The organism is Endozoicomonas sp., from assembly GCF_031844845.1.
In the GTDB taxonomy this organism is placed as follows: Bacteria; Pseudomonadota; Gammaproteobacteria; order Pseudomonadales; family Endozoicomonadaceae; genus Endozoicomonas.
The window spans coordinates 1-6683 of record NZ_JAVRMB020000414.1; the positions used below are offsets into that span (position 1 = coordinate 1).

Consider the following 6683-nt stretch of genomic DNA (forward strand, 5'->3'; position numbering starts at 1 on the left):
TGAAGTGTGCGTGCAGTGAAGCCCAGCCCGTTAAGCAGCATCGAGATAACGGTTTCGCCGAAGGTAATATTTCGGGTCTCAGATTGATTGGGAACCAGAGAATCCAAGAGGTTAGCGATGCCGAGTTCTTTGCACATACCGGCCACTAACCCCGTGTGGTCAATACGTTGAACGTGAAACTGATGCGGGTGCATGGAACATGCTCATTCTGAAAATTTTTTATAGTTTAGATGGTTTTGGGAAATTCTCAGATTAGGTGCTGAATGACGGATGGTAATCAACTTATCGGGAATTGCTGATAAAGGGCATGTGACAATCATCAATCAGCTGATCAAGAAGGATTCCAGTGTAGCTAATCAGGAAAATAACAGCGGTCACAATGCCCTGTTCACAGCACTCGCACATCAACAGAGAAACTCTATTGAAACTCTTCTGGACAATAATGCTAACCCAAACGCTCAATGTTGTGGATACAATCCTATGCATTATGCTGCCTATTACAATAGAGTTGATATTGCCAATCTTCTTTTCGCAAAGCATGCCTCTGTAGACAGACCAGATAAAAAAGGCATGAATCCCCTGGCTCTTGCTGCAAACCCTATGAATGTGGAAATGGTGCGGTGGTTGCCAGATCATGACGCTACCAGTTCGCCATTCAACACTTTCGCTTTTTTTTCCACTTCTACCCCTTCGATTGTTAAGGGGCGTAAGCCAACCCGGTATCTTCCGAGACGCATTGAGAGAAGACTTTATTCCTCCGATGCATTTGCTCGAAAAGAAAGAAAAATAAAATCATGTGAGACAATCCTGAAATTACTAAAGAAAAATAAAACAAACGGAATTTATCAACAACCACTGATGGCTACCGCTAATATCTTTCCGAATAACATGATCAAATCTCTAACAGAAGCTTCAGACGATACTGCGCTAGAAAAACAGAGGAACCCTGTCGGGAATGAACCCGGAACAATCAGTACTTTAATGGAATTATATCAGGGCACGACTGGCATTACTGTCCAGAAGCATCTTGACTCCAGCCCTATGCCATTTAAGCAGCCAGTAACAGCTGACCTGACTTTCAAGCCAGTGCAAGACAGCGTGAGCCCGGCCGCATCAGCCAGCGTTGAGCCCAAAGCGAACGACCAGAAAAACGTCAAAATAGCCGCAGCTGAAACGTCAGTTAACCCCAACAAGCCTCACGCGAAAAAAACACCAGCGGCCCCAAATAGCGCAAAAACATCAAAGAGTCAGTATTGGAGTACTTTGATTTTTTGGAGGACTTTGATTTTGTCGTCGGAACAACAAACTACGACAAAATCAAAGTCCTCCAATACCGGTGAGAAAGAGACAGCAGAACCCCATAAGCCCGCTGACGCTTCGCCACAAGCAGGACCGCTGCTAAAATCGGCAAGCCACTCGCTGCTTTCTCGGACATCTGAAAAATGAGCGAGGACATGTACAGAGCAGACCCACGTCTTTGAAAAAGAACAATGCCGACATGGCTCCAAGCTGAGCCAAATTACCTGGTGTCAACAGAGCAGTCACCCAAAAATTAACTTCAGACAGTGAAAGAAGACAATGGCCAGAATAGCACCGGCAGGCAGGGTAATGAGCCATGACATAAAGATGGTACCGATGACTCTGAGATTTAGCGCTCCAATACCTCTGGCCAGACCAACACCCAACACCGCACCCACCAGAGTATGGGTCGTTGAAATCGGTAAGCCGGTACCCGATGCCATCACCACCGTAGACGCAGCAGCCAGCTCTGCAGCAAATCCCCTGCTGGGTGTCAGCTCAGTGATATGGGAACCAATAGTCGCCATAACCTTGTAGCCCCAGGTTGCCAGCCCGACAATAATACCCACAGCACCCAGCAACAGAACCCAGGAAGGAACCGACGCTTTGCCGGCAATTTCACCACCGCTGTGAATAATACTGGCAATGGCTGCCAAAGGCCCTACTGCATTAGCCACATCGTTTGAACCATGGGCAAAAGCCATGGAACAGGCAGTAAAAATCATCATGACCCCAAAAACCTTCTCCACACTGGAGAAGTGGAAAGACTTATCCGCCTGAATATCCTCCTTGATTTTGGATAACGCCATTTGCCCGATAAACATGATCAACAAGCCGATGATAAGAGATAGAACCAGGCTCTCAGTGTAATCCAACGGCATCCCGATGTGTTTGAGGCCTTTAATCAGCGTCACCATCGACATCATGAAGCCAACCAGGAACATATAAAGGGGCATATAACGCTTGGCATTTCTGAATGGATTTTCGGTGTCCAGAATCAGCTTCTGGACACTGGTAAAGATCAGAAAGGCAAAAAGGCCCGATATCAGCGGTGACACTACCCAACTGGCCACAATGGTGGCGACCTTTCCCCAGTTAACCGCATCAGCCGATATGCCAAATGCGGCAAAACCAACGATAGAGCCCACAATGGAGTGAGTGGTGGAAACAGGCCAGCCGTAATGTGTAGCCACCAGCAGCCAGGTTCCTGCCGCCAGCAAGGCAGCCAGCATGCCGTAGACCAGAAGATTAGGGTTCTCTGCCAGCAGAGGCATGGAAGGGTCAATAATGCCCTTCCGTATGGTTTCGGTGACTGAGCCACCCGCCAGATAGGCACCGGTAAATTCAAAAAAAATGGCGATCAGAATCGCCTGTTTGACCGTCAGGGCTCCGGACCCAACGGAGGTACCCATGGCATTGGCAACATCGTTGGCACCAACCCCCCAGGCCATAAAGAACCCAAACAGACAGGCCAGAATCAAAAAGACTGTGCCATATTCAGCGATAATATCCATCAGTCTGCGTCCGGTTCAGTTAACGGGCCAGCAATAACTGGAGATGGCTCCCCACCCGGGCGGCCCGATCAGCCAGATCACCCACCCATTCGATAATTTTGTAGAGGAAAATGACGTCAACTGGCGGTAACTTTTGTTCGAGAGCAAACAGCATTCGGCGTACCTTTACCTGATCCCTGTCGGTTTCACTCTCAATGTCGTCCAGCTCCTCCACCATTTTGACCACCCGCTCCACTTCACGGCCCTGAAAGCCCGTTTCCAGAAGTTCATCCAGCTCATGAATGGCTTTTAATGCCTGTGCTGATGTGGCAATTGAACGGCGTACGTAGGTAATAAAGACGTCCTGCATGGATTCGGGAATAACCATCTTGCGCCCAAACATAAGACCGGCAATATCTTTGGCCCGGTTAGCCACCTTATCCTGACCCGTTACGATTTCCAGCAGATCTGTTCGGGGAACGGGAAGAAACAGGCTCTTGGGAAGAGACAGACGAATGCTGCGTTTAATGGCGTCCGCCTCATTCTCCAGCTTGATAATTTTCTGCTGCAGGTCATAAACACGCTCCCACTCCTCAGCAAATACAGCCTGAAAGAAAGGATCCAGCTGTGACGCACACTGGTGGACAGTGGTAATATGCTTCTGTATAGGCCCAATTGGTGAGCGGCCAAAAACGCTCGCCAATATGTTGCTGGTAGGCATTTTTCAAATCCATCCCGATTGAACGCCTGAGTATAGGATGCAGAATCACTTCCTGCACAAATGCCCAGAAGCTTGAAGTCAGAAGCTCAGGATAAAGACGTGACACACTGATTTTTATATAATTTTTCTTAAACCCATACCAGCCAGTATTAACGGACAAGAAAATGAGCCAGGAAACCGAGCTAAAACTCTCCCTACCCGAAAACCAGAAAGAAAGTCTTAAAAATCACCCGTTCTGGCAGGAGCATGGGGCACAGCTACCGGAAACACGCCACCTGGGGAATACCTATTTTGATACTGCAGACCTCAGGCTCAATCAGGCCAGGGTCGCCCTGCGAATCCGTGCAGTCAACGGCCAGTTCATTCAAACCCTGAAAACCAGAGGGGAAAGCATCAATGGCCTGACACGTCGCGGCGAGTGGGAGTGGCCACTAACTTCACTGGTTCTGGATGCAGCGCCCCTTGCCGCTGTCTGGCCAGATGAACTGAAAGATGTTGCCGTTGAAAGCCTGCGGCCATTATTCACCACTGACTTTGATCGAACCCGGTGGATTCTGCACTGGCAAAACCCTTCTGCCAGAGTGGAGGTTGCCCTTGATGAGGGCAGGGTCAGTGCCAGAGGACGAACCCGTCCGATCTGCGAGCTGGAACTGGAGTTGCTTGATGGAGATGAGCGAGCACTGGCTGCCATTGCCCGGGAGTTACCGTCATTTTTCGATCTCCAGCCCCTGGACACAAGTAAGGCTGAAAGAGGATTTGAACTTTTGGCCACTGACAGCGACTAACAGGTTACCTTGAAACACCCTGTGTATTTCCCGCTAATATACAAAATACAAAACCTGTTTTTGTGAGCGGGATTACCTCTTCGTCCATATGATTACAGAAGTACAAATCAATGAAAATTGATCGTGATAATATATATATCGCATATATTGCTTCCCCTTTTGACAGACCTGCAAGTGAAAGGCTTCTTGTATTCGCTAACCACACGGATATTCCTGAACATTATCCAGCACACTTTCAAGGCAGAAGCCTGTCATCCATGGAACAAGTTTCACCAGTCTTTCAATATACAAATACTTGCTATATCCAATCAAAGCCCGACGAAAGACTCAGTGCGCGTCAAATCTGTTGTAATGAGATAAAAACATACGAAGATCAATGGAATACAACAAAGGTAAAGCTAAAAGAAATACAAAGTACGAACTTTCAACAGCATCTTATGCACAAAAAGCTGACTTACAGGCGGGAGGCTTTCGAAAATCTAATAAGATAACGAGCCAGCCGCCTTACCCTTTCCTCCATAAATCCATTTGTCCTACCGCCGACAAAAAGGAGAGAATAGAAATTCCACAACGTGTCCACCCCCTAAAGCTGCCAACGGTATTTTAAGTGATCAATGTGAAAGCAACTGGCCTGCAACACCGGGAACAAATGCTGGATCTGACGATGGTCGTCTCTGACCTGGTCAGGAGCATGCATATCGATCAGGCAATGGCTGATGACATCCTCAGTCGCCCGCGCACGCCTGAACAGATTCGTTTGCACCCACTGGAATACCTGGCCAGCCTTGAAATTGATGATTTGGGCCGGCAAGGGAAAAAACTGGATATCGAATACCTGTGCCAATGGCTGGCAAAACTGGCTGGCCAGGAATATCTCCACATTGATCCATTGAAGATTGACGTTGCCGCCATTACGCCCGTCATGTCCCATGCCTATGCCATGCGTCATCAGGTTCTGGCCGTGAAAGTCAGCAGTACAGAAATTGTCGTGGCTTGCGCACAACCCTGGCATCGAACCTGGGAAGACAACCTGCGTCATGTAAACCGCAAGGATATCAAGCGGGTCGTTGCCAACCCTGCCGACATACGCCGCTATACCGTTGAGTTTTACCGTCTTGCCCAGTCCGTTATGGGGGCCAGCTCAGACGATGGGGTCACGTCAGCCTCGCTCAATAATTTTGAGCAGATGCTGGAGCTGGGCAACATGAAGGCTCCGGATGCCAATGACCAGCATATTGTTAATATTGTTGACTGGTTGCTGCAATATGCCTTTGAACAACGCGCCAGCGATATTCATATCGAGCCCAGAAGAGAGCAGTGTAATCTTCGCTTTCGTATTGATGGTGTCCTTCACTCGATCTACCAGATGCCAGCCAAGGTAGCCGCAGCCGTTACCAGTCGGATAAAAATTCTCGGGCGTATGGACGTGGCAGAAAAGCGCAAGCCCCAGGATGGTCGCCTGAAAACCCGCAACCCCGACGGAGGTGAAATAGAGCTTCGCTTATCGACACTACCTACGGCCTTTGGTGAAAAGCTGGTCATGCGTATTTTTGATCCTGACGTACTGGTGAAATCGTTCTGCGATCTTGGTTTTTCCAGGGAAGATGAAAAGCGCTGGAAGACCATGTCCGGCCAGCCAAATGGCATTATTCTGGTGACCGGGCCCACCGGCTCCGGTAAAACCACCACCCTTTATTCAACGCTTAAACAGCTGGCCACAGAGCAGGTGAATGTCTGCACCATTGAAGATCCCATTGAGATGGTAGAGCCTTCCTTTAACCAGATGCAGGTTCAACACAATATCGACCTTACCTTTGCCTCTGGTCTTCGTGCATTGTTAAGACAAGATCCTGACATCATAATGATAGGGGAGATCCGTGACCTGGAAACGGCCGAGATGGCTATTCAGGCCGCACTCACCGGCCACCTGGTGTTATCAACCCTGCATACCAATAATGCACCTTCCGCCCTGACCCGCCTGCTGGAACTTGGCGTTCCCCCTTACCTGATCAAAAACACGGTGCTTGGCGTTATGGCCCAGCGCCTTGTCCGGACACTCTGCCCCAATTGCAAAGAAAAAGCACCGCTGGACGCCAATGACTGGAAGGCATTAACTAAACCCTGGTCGGCATCAGCACCGGCGGAAGTTTATCAGCCAGCAGGGTGCCTGGAGTGTCGGGAAACAGGCTACCGTGGACGTGCGGGTCTCTATGAAATATTAACCATGAGTGACCAGGTCAAGTCCCTGATCACTGAAAGCCCGGATATTACTCAACTGAGCAGGCAATGTATTAAAGAAGGGATGTATAGCCTGAGACTCTCCGGTGCACAAAAAGTCGCCAGTGGGATAACCACCATAGAGGAGATCATGCGGGTAACTCCCGA

The 6683-nt window shown here is 49.0% G+C and carries 7 protein-coding genes; 4 read left to right on the forward strand and 3 right to left on the reverse strand.

The genetic code is table 11. The features are described 5' to 3' along the window. Positions 1–194 (reverse strand): DUF4277 domain-containing protein (locus RM811_RS22820; protein ID WP_402528872.1); only part of this gene is annotated, 194 nt, incomplete at its 3' end. Between the two features lie 76 nt (positions 195–270). On the opposite strand from RM811_RS22820, the gene RM811_RS22825 reads away from it, so the two are divergent. Beyond that, entirely contained in the window at positions 271–1446 is a 1176-nt protein-coding gene (locus RM811_RS22825; RefSeq protein WP_402528875.1) for an ankyrin repeat domain-containing protein, read from the forward strand. Between the two features lie 95 nt (positions 1447–1541). On the opposite strand, the gene RM811_RS22830 is transcribed toward RM811_RS22825, so the two are convergent. Both RM811_RS22830 and RM811_RS22835 read right to left on the reverse strand, forming a co-directional pair. After that, entirely contained in the window at positions 1542–2813 is a 1272-nt protein-coding gene (locus tag RM811_RS22830) for an inorganic phosphate transporter (RefSeq protein WP_402528877.1), read from the reverse strand. A 19-nt stretch (positions 2814–2832) separates the two neighbouring features. Continuing rightward, on the reverse strand, positions 2833–3513 hold the full coding sequence (locus RM811_RS22835; protein WP_402528880.1) for a TIGR00153 family protein: 681 nt from the start codon (positions 3511–3513) through the stop codon (positions 2833–2835). A 164-nt stretch (positions 3514–3677) separates the two neighbouring features. Between RM811_RS22835 and RM811_RS22840 the strand changes: the two genes are divergently transcribed. From RM811_RS22840 to RM811_RS22850, 3 genes are all read left to right on the forward strand, one after another. After that, complete coding sequence (locus RM811_RS22840) at positions 3678–4298, forward strand: inorganic triphosphatase (RefSeq protein WP_402528883.1); 621 nt, start codon at positions 3678–3680, stop codon at positions 4296–4298. Between the two features lie 110 nt (positions 4299–4408). Continuing rightward, positions 4409–4789 (forward strand): hypothetical protein, encoded by a 381-nt coding sequence (locus RM811_RS22845; RefSeq protein WP_402528886.1) that lies wholly within the window; start codon positions 4409–4411, stop codon positions 4787–4789. A gap of 158 nt (positions 4790–4947) precedes the next feature. Beyond that, positions 4948–6683 (forward strand): GspE/PulE family protein (locus tag RM811_RS22850; RefSeq protein WP_402528887.1); only part of this gene is annotated, 1736 nt, incomplete at its 3' end.